Raw genomic sequence first — 15,868 nt, 5'->3', positions numbered from 1 at the left:
ATAAGAGACAGCTCCTGCCCCACCGGCTGCAACTCGGCCCGCACGGCCAGATCGGCGCGCGGCGCACCTGGCGCGAAGGCTTGCGGATTGATGTGATCGAAGGTCAGCGTCGCGCGTTGCAACGGCACCGCGGCGAACGGCGTGGCTTCGATCCGCGCGTGACCGGCGAGCTTCATACCGGTGGCGTCGAGTTCGGCGACGAGTTGCTCGAGCGAGCCGCCCAGGTGGCCGCCCACCTGCACCGCCTCGTTGTTGACCTTGCCCGCATAGCTGACGTCCCCGGTGAGCGGAAACGGCCGCACGCCGTCGAGCTTCGCCGATGCCGTCACCGCGCCGAACGGTGTATCGAGCCGCTCGATCGCCGCCTCGTGATGGCGCCCGTCGCTGCGGCCGTGAAACGCGAAGCGCGACAGCTCGGTCGTCGATGCGCCCTGGTGCAGCAGCAGTGTATCGACCTGTACGTCGCGCACTTCGAGTTGCAGCGGCAAGCGCAAGTCTTGCGGCAGCTGCAGCGGTTCGCGGCTGGGCGCCGACGGGCCGATCCGCGCGTCGATCGTGCCGACGTGCAGATAATCGATCGTGAAGCGCCACGGTTCGCCCGCGAGTGCCCAGCGTCCCGCCACGCGGTCGATCTGGATGTCGGTGCCGCTGCCGTCGAGACTGCGCCAGCGCACTTGCCGCAGTTGCACGCCGTTCGCCAGCGTGCCGCCCACGAGCGTGCCACCCAGCTTGCCGCCCAGCAGCCTGACCGCCGCCTGCCACGCATAGGCGGTGCCGCGCTCGGTGGTCAGCGCGCCGTACAACAGGCCCACCGCCACCGCAACCAGCAACACCAGCACGACCACCATCCACGCGAACGTTTTGAGCAGCGCGCGGCCGAGCCGGCGCCTCGCCGGCGGTTCGGGCGGCGGCTGTCCGGGCGGCTGTCCGGGCGGCTGGGCGCCGGGCGGCTGCGCAGGGGGTGGGTCGGCGACGTCGTTGGTCATGCGCGAATCATGTCAAAGCGGCTTCTCATCAGAAGGCGATGCCCAGCGTCAGATAGGGTCGCACGCTGCGGTTGCGGATGCCATAAGCGAGATCGACATTGACCGGGCCGACCGGGCTGCGCCAACGCGCGCCCACGCCGACGCCGGGAAAAAAGACCTTTTCGCCCCAGGTATCGGTGGCGGTGCCGATGTCGAAGAACGCCGCCGCGCCCCAATTGTGCGAAAACCAGTGTTGGTACTCGGCCGCCCCGGTCACGAGATATTTGGTGGGCAGCACCGACCCGGCGACGTCGTTGCCGATGCTCTGGAAGCCATAGCCGCGCACCGAGTTCGAACCGCCGGCGCGAAACAGCAGCGAGGCCGGCACGCCGCTCGAACTGCCGCTCGTGAATACGCCGCCGAGTTCGGCGCGCACCAGCACGATGTCGTTCTCACCGATGGGCAGGTACTGCTGGCCGCGAGCGTAGCCGCGGATGAACGTCTGGTCGGTCAGCACGCCCTTGATCGCGAAGCCCGCCTCGACGTGGATCAGGTTGCCCTTGCGCGGGAACAGCGGGTCGTCGGTATTGCGGCGGGTCCACGAGAATGCCGGCACCAGCGCGTGGGCAGTGGTCGGCGGGGCCGCGTTCTGGTCGAGCCGGTCCTGGTAGTACAGCAGCGAAAAGCTGTAGTCGAGGAACTGCGAGCTGCGGGAACGCTGCACGCCGCCGCGGATGCTGTAGATGCGCGTGTCGGAAACATCGGTCGTGGTGTAGGACGCCAGCACGCTGTTGGTCCATGCGCGCGGCCCCGGCGGCATCGCGAGCTGGATCTGCCCGTATTGCTGGGTCTGGTCGACGCGACCTTGGAGGATGAACGGCCATGCCTTGCCGAACGTGTTCAGATACGAGTATGCGCCCTGCACCAGGGGGCCGTTGTCGGTCGAGTAGCCGACCCCGCCGCGGAAACTGTGGAACGGAAATTCCGACACTTTCACGTGAACCGGCGTGTCGGCCGCCTTGGCCGGGTCGCTATCCACGTCGATCGCGACGCTCGCGAAGTACGGCGTGTTCTGCAACTGCCGCTGCAATTCCGCGACGAGCCGCGTGTCGTAGACATCGCCCGGCGTAATCGGATTGACGTTGTGGACGATCTGCTCGGGATAGCGACGCGTGCCCGATACGTCGAGCTGGCCCAGCGTGAAGGTCGGCCCGCTGTCGTAAGTGACCGACAGTTTCGCCTCGTGCGTGCGCGGATCGACCAGCGCCTCGGAGTGGTAGATCTTCGCGCCCAGGTAGCGGCGCGACTGCAGGACTCGCAGCGACGCGTTCTTCGCGTCGTCCCAGTCGCCCTGCGAGAACGGCTCGCCCTCGTGCAGCGAAAACGCGAACCGCGTGGCGTTTTCCTGCGCCGGGTCTTCGGTCAGCACCGCGCCGCGAAACGACAGCGACACTGACGTGACAATGGTTTGCGGACCGGGCTCGACGCTCACGGTGACGTGCCGCGTGTCGTCGACGGTGCGCACGTCCGTGCGCACGACCGGCGTGAAATAGCCCTGGGTCGCGGCCAGGTCGCGCACCTGCTGCGGCGTGGCGGTGACGAGGAAGGCGAACTGGTCGTCGCTGATATCGGCGCGCTTCGCGAAGCGGGCAATGTCCAGATGCGTTTCGAGTAGTTTGCGCAGCGAACGCGGCGTGGCCTGCACGTCGACCTTGTAGCTGGCTGCCGCACGCGCGGCATGGGCGGTGCCGGCAGTCAGCGTGAGCACCACGATGCCGAAGGCCAGCGACGCGCGCAGCCAGCGCAGCACCGGCGTCAGACGCCCGCGTCCCGCACCGGCCTCGCCGCGCCGCGCATGCGGCTTGTCGATCGCGCATCCCGCCAAACAGGACCTCCGGCCATGGTTGATGAATTCTTCGACCCGGCCGCGCGGCGGCGGCCGAGGCTTGTTATTTGACCACATTGGCGGACGCCGCGAGATCCCAAAAACAGGCGCGGCGCTGTTTTTCGACCGCACGCGGCGCATGCGGTAAAATTCCGGCACAACGACGCCGCGCCCCGGGTTTGCGCCGGGCCGCCGCCACTTCACCCACCACGGACGTCGAGCCATGTATCAATCGGACATCACCCAGTTCCTGAACCAGCTCAAGCAACAGAAGCCCAATCTGGAAGCCGAGCAACGCCGCGGCCGGGCACTGCTGTGGGACAAACAGCCGATCGATCTGGAAGAGCGCGCCGCGCAGAAAGCGTCGCGCGTCGAACAGACGCCTTACTCGTACTACCAGAACTTCTAAGCGCCGAAGTCACGCCGACAATGAGTCACGCCGACGAGGCACACGGCGCAGCACAGGCTCCCGCCGACGCCGCGCTTGCCGCGCCCGCCACCGATTCGACGCCCGACACCGTCGACGGCATCGCTTTCGCGCGCCTGTACGGCGAGCCGCTCTTCAAGCTGCCGACCGATCTGTACATTCCGCCGGACGCGCTCGAAGTGTTTCTCGAAACGTTCGAAGGACCGCTCGATCTGTTGCTGTACCTGATCCGCAAGCAGAACTTCAACGTGCTCGACATTCCGATGGCGGATGTCACGGTGCAGTACCTCGGTTATGTCGAACAGCTGCGTGAGACCAATCTCGAACTGGCGTCCGAATATCTGCTGATGGCCGCGATGCTGATCGAGATCAAGTCGCGCATGCTGCTGCCGGTCAAGAAGGCCGACAGCGGCGAAGAAGCCGAAGATCCGCGGGCGGAACTGGTGCGCCGCCTGCTCGAATACGAGCAAATGAAGCTCGCCGCGCAACGCATCGACCAGTTGCCGCAACTCGGGCGCGACTTCCTGCGCGCCGAAGTCTACATCGAGCAAAGCATCACGCCGCGCTTTCCCGACGTGAACAGCGAAGACCTGCGCGCCGCGTGGGCTGACGTGATCAAGCGGGCGAAGCTGGTCCAGCATCACAAGATTTCGCGCGAGGAGCTGTCGGTGCGCGAGCACATGAGTTCGATCCTGCGGCAACTGCAAAATGCGCGCTTCATCGAGTTCTCCGACCTGTTCGACACGAGCCGGGGCGTGCCGGTCGTGGTGGTGAATTTCATCGCGGTGCTCGAACTGTGCCGCGAATCGCTCGTCGAAATCACTCAGGCGGAGCCGTTCGCACCGATCTATGTGCGCCTTGCCTATTTGCCGGCCTGAGGCCGTCAACCGCGCGCCGGCCGCATGCACCGGCGCCGGCAGGGCCCGCACGGCAGCGGGTGCGCCGCGGCGCTGCCTCGTTTCGGTGCACATGGCTCGCAAATCCACTACAATCCCGCGCTCCAAACCCGTCATCACCAATGAGGCGGTAGCCAGCGCGATTGCCTGAAGTCGCGCCAACCGAGTCGCGCGCCGCGCGAGGAAATCCCTGTCCGATCATGAAAGTCATCAGCTCGATCCATGAATTGCGCGACCAGTTGCGAGGCCAGAATCGCACGGCCTTCGTGCCGACCATGGGCAATCTGCATGAGGGCCATCTGTCGCTGATGCGCCTCGCGCGCCAGCACGGCGACCCGGTGGTGGCGAGCATTTTCGTCAACCGGCTGCAGTTCGGTCCGAACGAAGATTTCGACAAATATCCGCGCACGCTCGAAGCCGACATCGAGAAGCTGCAAAAAGAAAATGTCTACGTGCTGTTCGCGCCGACGGAAAAGGATCTGTATCCGGAACCGCAGGAGTACCGCGTGCATCCGCCGCACGATCTGGGCGACATTCTCGAAGGTGAATTCCGGCCCGGTTTCTTCCAGGGCGTGTGCACCGTCGTCATGAAGCTGATGTCGTGCGTGCAGCCGCGCGTCGCAGTGTTCGGCAAGAAGGATTACCAGCAGCTGATGATCGTGCGCAGCATGTGCCACCAGTTCGCGCTGCCGACCGACATCATTGCCGCCGAAACCGTGCGCGACACCGACGGCCTCGCGCTCAGCTCGCGCAACCGCTATCTGCAGGCCGCCGAACGCGCCGAGGCGCCGATGCTGGCCGCCGAGCTCAATCGGGTGCGCGATGCGGTTCTCGCCGGCGAGCGCGACTTCGCAAAACTCGAACAGGCGGCGATGGCGGCGCTGGCCGCACGCGGCTGGCAGCCCGACTACGTCGCGGTGCGCAAGCGCTCGAACCTGCTGCCGCCGGGCGCGCAAGACGCGCAAGCGCCACTGGTCGTGCTGGCCGCGGCCAAACTCGGCGCGACCCGTCTGATCGACAACCTCGAAATCTGAAGCCGCAAAGAAGTCGCAACTGAAGCCATACAGGATTGATCATGCAACGCAACATGCTGAAGTCGAAGATTCACCGCGTCGCGGTCACGCACTGCGAGCTGCACTACGAAGGCTCGTGCGCGATCGACGAAGATTTGCTGGAAGCAGCGAATATCGTCGAAAACGAACGGATCGACATCTGGAACATCAACAACGGCGAGCGCTTCTCGACCTACGCGATCAAGGGCGAGCGCGGCAGCGGCATGATTTCGCTGAACGGTTCGGCCGCGCGGCGCGCGCAGCTGGGCGATCTGGTGATCATCGCGGCATTCGCAGTGGTCGATGAAGCGGAACTGAAGGCGGGCTGGAAGCCGGATCTGGTGTTCGTCGACGAGAACAACCGGATCAAGGGCAGCCGCGACCACGTGCCCACGCAGAACTGGACCTGAATGGCCCTGAGCGGCCCTGAGCGGCCCTGAGCGGCCCTGAGCGGCCCTGAGCGGCGCCACAGCATCGGCTTTTTTCGCTGGCTTCGACGCTCGGTGCAGACGCGCACCGGGCACTCCCATTGGCACGCCTTATTAGCACGCCGATTGGCGCAATCACCGCGCTACTGACCGCGCGTCGTTTCCCCGTTCACCGCGCAAGCCCCCCGACAAGCGGGCGGTGCCGCACGACTGCGCGGGTTGCTTCAAGTCTTTCGCGCCGCCCCATCGGTCCATTCGACGATCGGCTGCCACTGCTCCAGATCCTTCTCCACGCGGCTTTTCGCGACGTCCCACAACGTCAGGCCGTGCGCCGCCAGTTGCACGTAGTTCTGCGTGTCGCGCAGATAGCCCAGCACAGGCAGCTTCAATCCCTCGACAAAGCGATGCAGCTGCTCCGCGGAGCGCGTGCGGGCGTCGACGCGCATGCCGACCACGCCGATTTCGATCGCGCCTTTCCTGACCGCCTTTTCCTTGGCCAGCCGCTCGAGGAATTCCTGGGTGGCGAGAATATCGAACATCGACGGCTGCAGCGGCACGATCACCTTGTCGGCCAGATCCAGCGCGATGCTCATGCGATTGCCGTGCAACCCGGCCGGCGTATCGATGACCGCGTGCTCGAGGCCCTTGGGCGGCTTGGCCGGGGTGTCCGGGTTGACTTCCCAGGTTTCGATGGCCGGCAGCGTGTCGGGCCGCAGCTCCAGCCATGCGTGCGCGGAGTGTTGCTTGTCGAGGTCGGCCAGCGCGACCCATTCGCCCGCCGCGGCGAAATACCCGGCCAGATTGGTCGCCAGCGTGCTTTTGCCCACGCCGCCCTTTGGATTCGCCACCACGATCACCGTCATGAATTCCCCCGGAAAGAAGGCTGGGTACCGCCAGCCGGTTTGCCGCGCTATCACTCTGACACGCGCCGGCGGTTTGCGATCCGTACCGCTTTTAAGATCACCCGCCGATCCAGCCGTTGATAATATCGACAAATCCAGCGCGGCGAAGCCCCCGATGGCGAATCGACCGCTCCATCCAGCCATTTTTTTTGACCGAGGACCCGAATCTCATGAGCAAACTGCGCCCGGAATACACTGTCGAACACCTGCACGAACGCCAGCGGGGCAAGCTGCCAGGGCTACTGGGCATACACGTGGTGTCGCTGGACCAAGGCGTTCTCACCGCGGAATTGACGGTGCGCGCCGAATTGCTTGCGCCGAACGGCTTTTTGCATGCCGCCACCGTGATCGGCCTCGCCGACACCGCGTGCGGCTACGCTTGCCTCGCGCATCTGCCGGAGACGGCGCGCAATTTCACGACCATCGAGCTGAAAAGCAACTTTCTCGGCACCGCGACCGAAGGCACGATCCGCGCGGTCGCCAAGAGTGTGCATCTGGGACGCAGCACGCAGGTGTGGGACGCTACCGTCACCGATCCGAATGGCAAGACGATGGCGCTGTTTCGCTGCACGCAGATCGTGTTGTATTGAGCGGACGGGCGCGGCGCACTAATGGCCGGCGCCGGCGCATGACGCAAAAAAAGCACGCGGCCTCGCGGCGCGTGCTTTTTTGTTGCCGGGCGCGGGATCGGTGCGCGACCGGCCAACCCGGCCAACCCTTCAGGCAGCCGCCACGCGTGGTGCCTTTGACCCGCTCACCGCGAGCACGCCGCCACCGAGCAGCGCTTGCACCACCAGCGTCACTGCCCAGAATGCCGGATATTCCCAGCCGCCGTTCGGCGACGCAAAACCCCAACCGTTATGCAGATGCGCCGACATCGCGCCAAGCATGAACGGCAGCAACACCAGCGCGACCCAGCGGACCTGCACGCCCAACAGCAGCGCGATGCCGCCGATCAGTTCGACGAAAGCGGTCAGATAGCCGAGCCACCCCGGCAAGCCGAGCGAAACGAAAAATTGCGCCGTACCGGGCAGCGTAAAAACGAAAATCTTCTGCAGACTATGGGCGAGATACAGCACGCCCAAGGCGACGCGAAGGACCAAGGCAGCCAGATCGGCGGAACGGTTCGAGTTCATGACGAATCCTTTGATGGAGGAGGACGAGGACGGGCCGGCAGCCGGCCGTCGATGCCGAAACTCTATTCGAACCAAATAAGCCGAAAAACCGCTCCTGCGGCTTTGATTGTTTCTCAATAGGATCTAATCACCAGATTCGCGCTGATCCCGGTCAACCAACCGCCGCAAAGAGCTTCGCAAGGTCGAGGTGATCCGCGAGCGTATCCGCGAGACGATCCAGCGAAGCCTCGCGCAACGCCGCATAGTCGATTTTTTCGGCGTCGCTCAGCCCCGCCCACGCGAGCAACGCGGCGCACGCGGCCGGTGTGTCGAACAGGCCGTGTACATAGCTGGCGAGAATCTGGCCGTCGGCGGACAGCGCGCCGTCGGGATGCGCGCCTTGCGCGTCGTCCAGCCGCGACGCGGGTGTATCCAGCGCTGGGCCGCGCGTCTCGCCCATGTGGATCTCGTAGCCGGTCACTGCGGGCGAACCCGGCAGCGCAAGGTGCCCGGTCACGTTCTTCAGTGTCTTGTCGCGCGTGAGGAGCGTCGAATAATCGAGCCAGCCCAGCCCCGCCGACGTCCCCGGCGCACCCTCCACGCCGTGCGGATCGGCCACTTCGCGGCCCAGCATCTGCATGCCGCCGCAAATGCCGATCACCCGTCCGCCGTAGCGCAGATGTCTTTGCAGCACCGCGTCCCAGCCCTGTGTGCGCAAAAACGCCAGATCACCGCGCACGTTCTTCGAGCCCGGCAGGATGATCAGATCGGCCGGCGGCGGCGCTGTGCCGCTCCGCACGTAGTGAAAATCGACCTGGCGGTGCGCGCGCAGCGCGTCGAAATCGGTGTGATTGCTGATATGCGGCAGCACGGGCACGACCACCCGCAGCATTTGTCCCGCGTCGCCGCTATGCGCCGCGCGTAGCTCGGGCGGCAGCATGTCTTCGGCGTCGAGCGTCAGACCGTGCAGATACGGGACGACGCCGAGCACCGGCTTGCCGGTCTTCGCTTCCAGCCAGTCCAGGCCGGGCTCGAGCAAACTGACGTCGCCGCGAAAGCGGTTGATGATGAAGCCACGCACCCGCGCCTGCTCGCTCGCCGACAAGCACGCGAGCGTGCCGGTCAGATGCGCGAACACGCCGCCGCGATCGATGTCGGCGACCAGCACGACCGGGCAATCGACGGCTTCCGCGAAACCCATGTTGGCGATGTCGCGTTCGCGCAGATTGACCTCGGCAGGACTGCCCGCACCTTCGACAAAGATCGTGTCGTACGCCGCCTGCAGGCGTGCATACGATTGCAGCACCGCGTCGAACGCGATGGGTTTGTAGTCGTGATACGCGCGTGCGTCCAGATTCATGCGCGCCTTGCCGTGGATGATCACCTGCGCGCCGCGATCGCTGGTCGGCTTGAGCAGCACCGGATTCAGATCGGTGTGCGCGGCTATCCCCGCGGCCACCGCCTGCAACGCCTGGGCGCGGCCGATCTCGCCGCCGTCGACCGTCACCGCGCTGTTGAGCGCCATGTTCTGCGGCTTGAACGGCGCCACGCGCACCCCGGCGCGCCGCGCGAGTCGGCACAAACCAGCCACCAGCGTGCTCTTGCCGGCGTCGGACGTGGTGCCCTGAATCATCAGTGTGCCGCGCGGCACGGCTGGGGCGTCCTGCGAAGTCGGAGTCGGAATCGATGCGGTGGTCACGGGGTGTCGGGCTCGGCGGCGTTAAGACAATGACAATGAAGACAATGACAATGAAAAGGGACGGCAGTCCGGCGGTGTTCGGGTCGCGGTCAGGAGGCGGAAGTCCGGGCAAAACGTCCGGAAACCGCTGGCAAAACCCGGCCGGCATTCGCGCATCGTTCATGCAGCAACGAAGCCCTCGTTCAGCAACGCCGCGCACGGCACGCAGCATTATCCCATCGCGCCGGCCTGCGCTGCACGCCGGTACAATCATGCGATGACTCCCCGCGACCTCACCTTCGTTCTCGGCGGCGCCCGCTCGGGCAAGAGCGTGCACGCCGAACAGCTTGCCAGCGACAGCGCCCTCCCCGTCACCTACATCGCCACCGCCCGCGTGGCCGACGACGCCGAATTCAGCGCGCGCATCGCGCACCATCGCGCACGACGTCCTGGGCATTGGCAACTGCTCGAAGCGGGCGTCGATCTGGCCGGCGCGCTCACGCAAAGCGACGCGACCGGCCATTGCACGCTGATCGACTGCCTGACGCTGTGGCTCGTCAACCTGCTCTGTCCGGCCGAAGGCGAAGCGCTGCCGATCGATCGGTACCATGCGCACGTCGCCGCGCTCGAAGCGGCCCTGCGCAATGCACAAGGCAAGGTGATCGTGGTCAGCAATGAAATCGGCCTGGGCGTAGTGCCGCTCGGCGCGGCCACGCGTCTTTACGTCGACGAGCTCGGCCGACTCAATCAGCGCATCGCCGCAGTGAGCAGCACCGCCACGATGATGGTCGCGGGCCTGCCGCTGGCGCTGAAAAGCGCGGGCCGCGCGTGATGCTGTCGTTGCCTCTCATCGCGACGCTGGCGACCGCGGGCGTGGCCGTCGACCGTTGGTTCGGCGAACCCGGCAGGGCTCATCCGCTGGTGGGATTCGGCAACTGGGCGATGCGCCTGGAGAAGCGCTACAACGCGGGCCGGCGTTTGCGGCTCAAGGGCTTGCTCGCATGGTCGCTGGCGGTGCTGCCGCCGGTGCTGATCGCGTGGTTGCTGGTTGCCGCGCTGCCGTTTTATGCGGCCTGCGGCGTGCATGTCGCGTTGTTGTGGTTCGCGCTCGGCGCGCGCAGTCTGCACGATCACATCGCGCCAATTGCGCACGCGCTCACCCAACGCGATCTCGCGCAGGCGCGCTTGCTGACCGCGCGGATCGTGTCGCGCGAAACCGCCCAGGCCGACGAAGCCGCGCTCTCGCGTGCCGCCGTCGAATCGGCACTCGAAAACGGCAACGATGCGATCTTCGGCGCGCTGTTCTGGTTCGCGATCGCGGGCGGTCCAGGCGCGCTCGGGTTTCGGCTGGCCAACACGCTCGACGCAATGTGGGGTTATCGAACGCCGCGTTATTTGCGCTTCGGCTGGGCCGCGGCGCGCCTCGACGACGTGCTCAACTGGATTCCCGCACGACTGACCGCCACCAGCTATGCGCTGCTCGGCGACACGCACACCGCGTGGCGGTGTTGGCGCGAGCAGGCGCCGCGCTGGGACAGCCCGAACGCCGGGCCGGTGATGGCCGCCGGCGCGGGCAGTCTGAACGTGCTGGTCGGCGGGCCGGCGGTGTATCACGGCGTGCTCGAACATCGGCCGACGCTCGGCTTCGGACACCCCGCGCGGGCCAGTCACGTGACTGCCGCGCTGATGCTGGTCGAGCGAACGGTGATTCTGTGGCTGGCGATGCTGATCGTGCTGGCCTTGCTGAGCGTGCCGTTGCATGGCTGATCGAATGACTGAGTGAATGACTGAGCGGATGACTGAGCGAATGACTGAGCGGATGACTGAGCGGATGACCGATCCAATGTCAGACCCGATGCGCCGCGCCCACGCCAGCGCCACGCCCGATACGGTCGCGCACGGCGGCAACCTGCACGAAGCAGCCGAGCGCTACGGCATTCCGTACGCGCAGTGGCTCGACCTGTCGACGGGAATCAATCCGCACGGCTATCCGGTGCCGCCGGTTCCCGCCGATGCCTGGCGCCGCCTGCCTGACGAAGGCGATGGCTTCGCCGCCTGCGCCGCACGCTACTACCGCGCGCCCGATGCGGCGCACGTGCTGCCCGTCGCCGGAAGCCAGGCAGCGATTCGCGCGCTGCCCGCCCTGCTGCCGCGTGCGACGGTCGGCATCGCGCCGCTCACGTATAGCGAATATGCACCCGCGTTCGCCCGTGCCGGGCATCACGTCGCGCCGCTGGATGTGCGCTGGCAGCGCTTGCCCGATGCGCTCACTCACGCAATCGTCGTGAATCCTAACAATCCGACCGCCGAGCATCTGGGCGTGGACCAGCTGCTGCACTGGCATGCGCAGTTGCGCGCACGCGGCGGCACGTTGCTGGTCGACGAAGCGTTCGCCGATACGATGCCCGCGGCGTCGCTCGCGGCAAGCACGCATCTCGACGGCCTGATCGTGTTGCGCTCGCCGGGCAAATTTTTCGGTCTCGCGGGCGTGCGCGCGGGGTTCGTACTCGCCGCGCCCGCGCTGCTCGACTCGTTGCGTCGCACGCTGGGCGCGTGGACGGTCAGCGGTCCGGCGCGTCATGCCGTCAGCGCCGCGTTCGCCGACGAGGCATGGCAACGGCAAATGCGCACGCGCCTCGCCAGCGAAAGCGCGCGACTGGTCGCGCTGTTGCATGACCACGGTTTCGCGACGCGCAGCACGCCCCTATTCGCATGGACCGACGATGCACGCGCCGCCGGTTTGCATGAAGCGCTGGCGCGGGGCGGCGTGTGGACGCGACTGTTCACGGCGTCGGGCAGCGTGCGTGTCGGCCTGCCCGCGAACGACGCGCAATGGGCCCGCTTCGAAGAAAGTTTGCGCGCGGCGGTTCGAGCGCTCGATGCCGCGCGAACCGGTTGATGTAGCGAAGCACACACGAGCCCGCTGCGTTCCCTCATGCTCATCCCGCAGGTCACACGTTCAACGCGCCTTCAACCTCCTCGCCCGATGATCCGCCCCATCCGACTCACTCGCCTCATCCGCCTCGCGCAGCTCGTCACCGCCGCCTCACTCTACGCCGCCGCGCCAGGCGTGCACGCCGCAATCACCGTCACCGACGACTCCGGCGCGACCGTCACGCTGCCGGCCCCCGCGCAGCGCGTGATCAGCCTTGCGCCGCACGTCACCGAGCTGCTCTATGCTGCGGGCGGCGGCGCGAAAATGGTCGGCGCCGTGTCATACAGCGACTATCCGCCTGCAGCGAGGCAGTTGCCGCGCGTCGGCGACAACAAGGCGCTCGATCTCGAGCGCATCGTCGCGTTGAAGCCGGATCTGATCGTGGTGTGGCGGCATGGCAATGCGCAGCGCCAACTCGAACGGCTGCGCGAGCTGCACGTTCCCCTGTTCTTCAGCGAGCCGCGTCATCTCGACGACGTGGCCGTGTCGCTGATGAGGCTTGGGCAATTGCTCGGCACGTCGTCGACCGCGGATGCCGCGGCGGCCGCGTATCGTCAGGACATCGCGAGCTTGCGTGCGCAGTATGCGAGCCGGCCGCCCGTCAGCGTGTTCTATCAGGTGTGGGACAGGCCGTTGATGACGCTCAACGGCGAGCATATGGTCAGCGACGTCATCGCGCTGTGCGGCGGCCGCAATGTGTTCGCGGGACTCCAGCCGCTGGTGCCGACCGTCTCAACCGAAGCGGTGCTCGCCGCGAACCCGGAGGCGATCGTCACGGCCGCGCCCGGTGCGACCCGGCCCGACACCGCATTGCCTCAACTCGACCTATGGCGGGCGTGGCCGGGCTTGAGCGCGGTGGCGAACCACAACCTCTTCGTGATCGACGGCGATCTGATCAATCGGCCGGCACCCCGCATCGCACAGGGCGCGCAGCAGCTATGTGAAGATCTGGAGACGGCGCGATCGCGCAGGAAGTGATGCGCCGTAACGCGTGCTGTGCTGTGACCAGCGACCCGCGACCACACTTGCGCGCGGCGGCCTGCACGATGGCGAGCGTCACATGATCAGGTACGCGTGATCACTTCTTCGCCGTCACGCATTCCATCGAACCAGCGCCCACTGCTGCGTCTCGTCGTCCCTGCGCAACCAGACGATCCCCGCCATCTCGAGCGACCAGCGCAGACTGTGCTCGAGCGGCACTTCCAGCGCCAGCGACGCAATCACCCGCATCACGCCGGCGTGCGTGACCACATACGCCGGCGACAGCTCACGCGTCTGCGCGAACGCGTCGAGCCATGCACGCACCCGCTCGACGAATTGCGCGACGCTTTCACCGCCATGCGCACGCGCGTGCTCGAAATTGGCCGCCCAGTCGTCGAGCAGCACGCGGTCGATCGCGTCCCAGCGCTGCGTCTCCCAATCGCCGAAATTCATTTCCTTCAGGCGCTCGTCGTGGCTGAGCGCGCAGCCGAAGTCGTTGGCCATCTCGGCTGCAAGCGCCGAGCAGCGCGTGAGCGGACTCGACATCAACACGCGCGGCGCCGGCACCTGTAACGTGGCGAGCTTCAGCGCAAGCGCACTCGACGATACCCCGGCGTCTTCCGCCAGCGCGACGTCGCTCTGGCCATAACACACACCGGCATCGAGTGCGACGGCAGGATGACGAATCAGGATGATATCCATGCGAGCCCCACCAGGTAGATGCTCAATTCGAAAATCTGCTGAGCGAAGCCAAGGCAGTCGCCGGTGTAACCGCCAATGCGTCGAACGAAATAACGGCCCATCGCAAAGCGAGATATCGTCAGGACTGCCAACATCACGGCCGCGAAACGCCAATCCGGCGCACCGGGCCCATTCGGCCACAGCAGCCACGGCAAACCGAACAGCGCGGCGCACAGCAACGCGGGGCCGCTCAAACGCTGGGCGACCGGCTTGGCTTTGCCTTCAGCACGTACATAGTCATGCGTGGCCAGATAGCTGATCGCACAGGCACGGCTCGCCGCATGCGCGGCAATCATCAGGCTGGCGGCGCGCAACGGTGGCAAGGCCGCGAGCGTTTGCCACTTCAACGCCAAGGCGAGCACCAGCGCGATAGCGCCAAATGCTCCGATGCGCGAATCATGCATGATCCGCAACACGTCATCGCGCGTATAGGCGCCACCGAACGCATCGACGCAATCGGCCAGGCCGTCTTCGTGAAACGCTCCCGTCACCAGCAACGACGCAGTCATCGACAACAGCACCGCGACGCCCGCTGGAAACACGCGCAGCGCGGCGAGGTAGACCAGCGCGCTCGACGCGCCGATCAGGACGCCGACCAATGGAAAATAGCGTGCCGCCGCGTTCAGATAATGCGGCTCGTAGCCGACCCAGCGCGGCACGGGCACGCGCGTGAAGTAGCCGAGCGCCGTGAAGAAGTAGCGCAGTTCCATGAGCGGGTTCACGGGTGGGTTCATGAGTGGGCCGGGTGCATGCTGGCTTGCAGGAACCGCGTCACGCGTCGCGATCCGCGACGCCGGCCGATTCGAAGCTCGCCATTTCGTTGACGAACGCCACCGCCGCGCGTAGCAGCGGCACGGCGAGCGCCGCGCCAGTGCCTTCGCCGAGGCGCATATCGAGCGACAACAACGGCTGCGCGCCGAAATGGTCGAGCATGCGCCGATGCCCCGCCTCGTTCGACGCATGCGCGAACACGCAGTACTCGCGCACGTCAGGCGCGAATGCATCGGCGATCAGCAGCGCCGATGTGGCGATGAAGCCATCGACCAGGATCGTCATCCGTGCTTCGGCGGCCGCGAGATACGCGCCGGCCATCATCGCGATCTCGAAGCCGCCGAAGGTGGCGAGCACCTCGAGCGGCGTGGTGACCAGTGGGTGATGCGCGAGAGCCGCCGCGAGCACGTTGCGCTTTTTCGCCAGCCCCGCGTTGTCCAGACCGGTGCCGCGACCGACGCACTCGTCGATCGGCACCCCACACAAGCGGCTCATCAAACAGGCGGCCGCCGAAGTGTTCGCGATCCCCATTTCGCCGAAGCCGATCACGTTGGTGCCGAGCGCCGCGTGATGGCGCACGCGAGCCGCGCCCGCCTGCATCGCGGCGAGCGCTTCGGCATGCGTCATCGCGGGTTCATGCGCGAAGTTGCGCGTGCCGGGCGCAATCGGCATGTCGACAAGTCCATCGGTCGACGGCAGCGGCGTCGCGATGCCCGCGTTGACCACTTCGAGTTCGAGCCCGGCAACCCGGCTCAACGCATTGATCGCCGCGCCGCCCGCGAGGAAGTTGGCGACCATCTGCGCGGTCACCGCTTGCGGATACGGACTCACGCCTTCCGCAGCAATGCCGTGGTCGCCGGCAAAGACGATCATGGCCGGACGCTGCACCGTGGGATGCGTGCTGCGCTGGATCAGGCCCATCTGCCGCGCGAGCGTTTCAAGCCGGCCAAGACTGCCGGGCGGCTTGGTGCGGGTATCGATGATGTGCTGCAACTCGGCGCGCAGCGTTTGGTCGAGTGGTGCGACTTCGGGCAAACCGGTCGGACGTGGCGAAGAAGTCATGGGCATTGTCTGAAAGAGAATGTTTGAATA

Annotated in this window: 16 protein-coding genes and 1 pseudogene; 9 read left to right on the top strand and 8 right to left on the bottom strand. The window is 66.2% G+C overall.

Annotated elements, in window-relative coordinates:
* Both BN2475_RS31295 and BN2475_RS31290 read right to left on the bottom strand, forming a co-directional pair.
* Positions 1–986, bottom strand: a pseudogene (locus tag BN2475_RS31295) (translocation/assembly module TamB domain-containing protein); the annotation flags it as partial.
* A gap of 28 nt (positions 987–1,014) precedes the next feature.
* Positions 1,015–2,850 (bottom strand): autotransporter assembly complex protein TamA, encoded by a 1,836-nt coding sequence (locus BN2475_RS31290; protein WP_094783249.1) that lies wholly within the window; start codon positions 2,848–2,850, stop codon positions 1,015–1,017.
* Between the two features lie 223 nt (positions 2,851–3,073).
* Between BN2475_RS31290 and BN2475_RS31285 the strand changes: the two genes are divergently transcribed.
* From BN2475_RS31285 to panD, 4 genes are all read left to right on the top strand, one after another.
* On the top strand, positions 3,074–3,259 hold the full coding sequence (locus tag BN2475_RS31285) for a DUF3460 family protein (protein WP_094783248.1): 186 nt from the start codon (positions 3,074–3,076) through the stop codon (positions 3,257–3,259).
* Positions 3,260–3,279: 20 nt separating this feature from the next.
* Positions 3,280–4,155: a segregation and condensation protein A gene (locus tag BN2475_RS31280; protein WP_094783247.1), complete on the top strand. Its 876-nt coding sequence runs from the start codon at positions 3,280–3,282 to the stop codon at positions 4,153–4,155.
* Positions 4,156–4,373: 218 nt separating this feature from the next.
* Positions 4,374–5,207: a pantoate--beta-alanine ligase gene (gene panC, locus BN2475_RS31275; RefSeq protein ID WP_094783246.1), complete on the top strand. Its 834-nt coding sequence runs from the start codon at positions 4,374–4,376 to the stop codon at positions 5,205–5,207.
* A 41-nt stretch (positions 5,208–5,248) separates the two neighbouring features.
* Positions 5,249–5,635 carry an aspartate 1-decarboxylase gene (gene panD / locus BN2475_RS31270; protein WP_094783245.1) on the top strand — a complete coding sequence of 129 codons (387 nt, stop codon included), beginning with the start codon at positions 5,249–5,251 and terminating at the stop codon, positions 5,633–5,635.
* Between the two features lie 242 nt (positions 5,636–5,877).
* Here panD and BN2475_RS31265 read toward each other — a convergent pair whose 3' ends face one another.
* The gene (locus BN2475_RS31265; protein WP_094783244.1) at positions 5,878–6,516 is read right to left on the bottom strand and encodes a ParA family protein; all 639 of its coding nucleotides are present in this window, start codon (positions 6,514–6,516) and stop codon (positions 5,878–5,880) included.
* A gap of 209 nt (positions 6,517–6,725) precedes the next feature.
* Here BN2475_RS31265 and BN2475_RS31260 point away from each other — a divergent pair, with 209 nt between their 5' ends.
* Positions 6,726–7,145 carry a PaaI family thioesterase gene (locus tag BN2475_RS31260; protein WP_094783252.1) on the top strand — a complete coding sequence of 140 codons (420 nt, stop codon included), beginning with the start codon at positions 6,726–6,728 and terminating at the stop codon, positions 7,143–7,145.
* A gap of 129 nt (positions 7,146–7,274) precedes the next feature.
* Here the strand turns inward: BN2475_RS31260 and BN2475_RS31255 are convergent, their stop codons facing one another.
* Positions 7,275–7,691, bottom strand: a complete 417-nt coding sequence (locus tag BN2475_RS31255; RefSeq protein ID WP_094783243.1) for a DoxX family protein — start codon at positions 7,689–7,691, stop codon at positions 7,275–7,277.
* Between the two features lie 151 nt (positions 7,692–7,842).
* Entirely contained in the window at positions 7,843–9,303 is a 1,461-nt protein-coding gene (locus BN2475_RS31250; RefSeq protein WP_245841705.1) for a cobyric acid synthase, read from the bottom strand.
* A 322-nt stretch (positions 9,304–9,625) separates the two neighbouring features.
* Between BN2475_RS31250 and cobU the strand changes: the two genes are divergently transcribed.
* The 4 genes from cobU to BN2475_RS31230 all read left to right on the top strand — a co-directional run bounded on the left by cobU (position 9,626) and on the right by BN2475_RS31230 (position 13,261).
* A complete protein-coding gene (gene cobU / locus BN2475_RS31245; protein ID WP_094783241.1) occupies positions 9,626–10,180 on the top strand; it encodes a bifunctional adenosylcobinamide kinase/adenosylcobinamide-phosphate guanylyltransferase in 555 nt (184 codons plus the stop codon).
* A complete protein-coding gene (gene cbiB, locus BN2475_RS31240) occupies positions 10,180–11,115 on the top strand; it encodes an adenosylcobinamide-phosphate synthase CbiB (protein WP_094783240.1) in 936 nt (311 codons plus the stop codon). The genes cobU and cbiB overlap by 1 nt, the downstream gene beginning before the upstream one ends.
* 64 nt (positions 11,116–11,179) lie before the next feature.
* Positions 11,180–12,247 (top strand): threonine-phosphate decarboxylase CobD, encoded by a 1,068-nt coding sequence (gene cobD / locus BN2475_RS31235; RefSeq protein ID WP_174642094.1) that lies wholly within the window; start codon positions 11,180–11,182, stop codon positions 12,245–12,247.
* Between the two features lie 87 nt (positions 12,248–12,334).
* Positions 12,335–13,261 carry a cobalamin-binding protein gene (locus BN2475_RS31230; RefSeq protein ID WP_094783238.1) on the top strand — a complete coding sequence of 309 codons (927 nt, stop codon included), beginning with the start codon at positions 12,335–12,337 and terminating at the stop codon, positions 13,259–13,261.
* Between the two features lie 114 nt (positions 13,262–13,375).
* Here the strand turns inward: BN2475_RS31230 and cobC are convergent, their stop codons facing one another.
* The 3 genes from cobC to cobT are packed head-to-tail and all read right to left on the bottom strand — an operon-like array spanning position 13,376 to position 15,838.
* Positions 13,376–13,966, bottom strand: coding sequence for an alpha-ribazole phosphatase (gene cobC, locus BN2475_RS31225; RefSeq protein WP_094783237.1), 591 nt, complete (start codon positions 13,964–13,966; stop codon positions 13,376–13,378).
* Positions 13,951–14,727 (bottom strand): adenosylcobinamide-GDP ribazoletransferase, encoded by a 777-nt coding sequence (locus BN2475_RS31220; protein WP_094783251.1) that lies wholly within the window; start codon positions 14,725–14,727, stop codon positions 13,951–13,953. Before BN2475_RS31220 ends, cobC begins: the two co-directional genes overlap by 16 nt.
* 49 nt (positions 14,728–14,776) lie before the next feature.
* Positions 14,777–15,838: a nicotinate-nucleotide--dimethylbenzimidazole phosphoribosyltransferase gene (cobT, locus tag BN2475_RS31215; RefSeq protein ID WP_094783236.1), complete on the bottom strand. Its 1,062-nt coding sequence runs from the start codon at positions 15,836–15,838 to the stop codon at positions 14,777–14,779.
* Positions 15,839–15,868: the final 30 nt, after the last annotated feature.

It is taken from the genome of Paraburkholderia ribeironis (assembly GCF_900019265.1).
Classification (GTDB): domain Bacteria; phylum Pseudomonadota; class Gammaproteobacteria; order Burkholderiales; family Burkholderiaceae; genus Paraburkholderia; species Paraburkholderia ribeironis.
The sequence above is the reverse complement of the archived record's forward strand: the minus strand, read 5'-3'. Positions and strand labels throughout refer to the sequence as shown.

Bases quoted from the DNA above. Each gene is read 5' to 3' on its own strand.
- BN2475_RS31285 (WP_094783248.1), top strand. From the start codon at position 3,074: ATGTATCAATCGGACATCACCCAGTTCCTGAACCAGCTCAAGCAACAG.
- BN2475_RS31280 (WP_094783247.1), top strand. From the start codon at position 3,280: ATGAGTCACGCCGACGAGGCACACGGCGCAGCACAGGCTCCCGCCGAC.
- panC (WP_094783246.1), top strand. From the start codon at position 4,374: ATGAAAGTCATCAGCTCGATCCATGAATTGCGCGACCAGTTGCGAGGC.
- panD (WP_094783245.1), top strand. From the start codon at position 5,249: ATGCAACGCAACATGCTGAAGTCGAAGATTCACCGCGTCGCGGTCACG.
- BN2475_RS31265 (WP_094783244.1), bottom strand. From the start codon at position 6,516: ATGACGGTGATCGTGGTGGCGAATCCAAAGGGCGGCGTGGGCAAAAGC.
- BN2475_RS31260 (WP_094783252.1), top strand. From the start codon at position 6,726: ATGAGCAAACTGCGCCCGGAATACACTGTCGAACACCTGCACGAACGC.
- BN2475_RS31255 (WP_094783243.1), bottom strand. From the start codon at position 7,691: ATGAACTCGAACCGTTCCGCCGATCTGGCTGCCTTGGTCCTTCGCGTC.
- BN2475_RS31250 (WP_245841705.1), bottom strand. From the start codon at position 9,303: ATGATTCAGGGCACCACGTCCGACGCCGGCAAGAGCACGCTGGTGGCT.
- cobU (WP_094783241.1), top strand. From the start codon at position 9,626: ATGACTCCCCGCGACCTCACCTTCGTTCTCGGCGGCGCCCGCTCGGGC.
- cbiB (WP_094783240.1), top strand. From the start codon at position 10,180: ATGCTGTCGTTGCCTCTCATCGCGACGCTGGCGACCGCGGGCGTGGCC.
- cobD (WP_174642094.1), top strand. From the start codon at position 11,180: ATGACCGATCCAATGTCAGACCCGATGCGCCGCGCCCACGCCAGCGCC.
- BN2475_RS31230 (WP_094783238.1), top strand. From the start codon at position 12,335: ATGATCCGCCCCATCCGACTCACTCGCCTCATCCGCCTCGCGCAGCTC.
- cobC (WP_094783237.1), bottom strand. From the start codon at position 13,966: ATGGATATCATCCTGATTCGTCATCCTGCCGTCGCACTCGATGCCGGT.
- cobT (WP_094783236.1), bottom strand. From the start codon at position 15,838: ATGACTTCTTCGCCACGTCCGACCGGTTTGCCCGAAGTCGCACCACTC.